This is a genomic window from Micromonospora acroterricola, assembly GCF_003172955.1.
Classification (GTDB): domain Bacteria; phylum Actinomycetota; class Actinomycetes; order Mycobacteriales; family Micromonosporaceae; genus Micromonospora; species Micromonospora acroterricola.
In genome coordinates, this window is sequence record NZ_QGKR01000012.1 from 1 (window position 1) to 1,546 (window position 1,546).

Annotated in this window: 1 protein-coding gene and 1 pseudogene; both read left to right on the forward strand. The window is 75.3% G+C overall.

Annotation, left to right across the window (positions count from 1 at the left end):
- Window positions 1–11 precede the first annotated feature (11 nt).
- Window positions 12–215 (forward strand): annotated as a pseudogene (locus tag DKT68_RS00075) (adenosylcobinamide-GDP ribazoletransferase); the annotation flags it as partial.
- A gap of 65 nt (window positions 216–280) precedes the next feature.
- A partial coding sequence (locus tag DKT68_RS00080) for a DUF2314 domain-containing protein (protein ID WP_109815411.1) occupies window positions 281–1,546 on the forward strand: 1,266 nt, incomplete at its 3' end.

A 1,546-nucleotide genomic window follows, 5' to 3' on the forward strand; every position in this document is an offset into this window, starting at 1 on the left:
GTGTATAAGAGACAGCCGTGGTGCTGCTGGCCGTGCCCGCGGTGCCGGGCCGCCCGTGGCAGGGGCCGCTGGCCGTCGCCGCCGCGCTGGCCGTCGCCGTGCCACTGCTCGCCCACGTGGTACGCCGGCTCGGCGGGATCACCGGCGACGTGCTCGGCGCGACCGTCGAGGTGGTCACCACGCTGGTCTACCTGGGTCTGGTGCTGTCCGGCTGAACCCGGCGATGCGGGCCGGGTAGCGTTCGGCTCGACAGCACCGGCGCGGCCACCGGGGGACGAGAATGCTCATCACGGACGACTTCCTGCCCGTACCGGTCCCGGAGTCGCTCAGCGCGACCTACCTGGTGCCGATGGCGGGGCTGCCGAAGGTCAGCCCGAAGACCGCGGTGGCGGCGCTGACCGGCCGGCTGGCCGAGCCGGTGCACGGGCTGGCCCGGCAGATGCTGGACAGCCCGCTGATGAGCGTGGACACCCGGCCGATAGCCGAGTTCCCCGAGCTGCCGCCGGATCTGCTCACCGCGTTCGGCGCCACCGAGGCGCAGCTGGCGCGGCTCGCCGCGGCGACCCACCTGGTGGTGGTGCAGGCCGAGTACCGGCCGGGCTGGCCGCCGGCACACGAGTGGGCCGCCCGGGCGGTCGCGGCGGCGGTGGCGGAGTCCGTCGACGGCGACGTGGTGGACGTGTTCGGCCTGCAGTTCCTCGACCCGGCGACCGCGCTGCGCTCGCTGCCGGACGAGCAGGGCCGGATCCGGCTGGTGGACTGGGTGCTGGTGCCGTACTCCTCGGACACCGAAGGGCTGTGGTTCACCACCAAGGGGCTGCGCCGCTTCGGGCTGCTCGAGTTGCAGACCCAGGGGGTGCCCGACCACCTCACGCGGGCCTGGGGCGCGGTGATGACCGGGGCGGCGCGCCGGCTGCTGCGGGACTGGACCGACGGGCTCGCCGGCGAGGAGGTGCCCGCGTTCGTGCAGCTGCCGGTGCTGGCGACGGTGACCGGGCACGACATCGCGGTGGCGTACGGCAACCCGGAGCAGCACGGCGCGACCGCCCCGGTGCTGCTGCGCCTGGAGCTCGACCCGTCGACCGACCCGGAGGCCGACTCGTTCCTCAGCCTGCGCCCACCGGCCGGGCATCCGGGTCCGGACGGGCGCTACTACGCCGCCGCCTGCGCCACGCTGTTCTCCGGGATCCAGCCGGACGTGCGCTACGCCCGCTCCGGCGACGCCATGAGCCGGGCGGTCGCCACCGCCCGGGCCGCGCTGGGCGACGCCCGGGCCCGGTTCGTCGCCGGCCAACTGCCGGCGGAGTCGCAGCTGGTGGTCAAGTACGGCCTGCCCGGCGACGACGGCCCGGAGTACGTCTGGGCGGGCGTCACCTCGTGGGAGACGCCGGAGCGGATCGTCGGGGTGAGCGCCAGCGACGCCGCCACCGACCCGAGTGTGCGCATCGGCGCCCCGGTCGTGGTGGAGGCGACCGACGTGGTCGACTGGGCGGTGCTGGACGCCACCGGCGTCATCGAGGGCGGCTGGACCCAGGCCGTCCTCGAC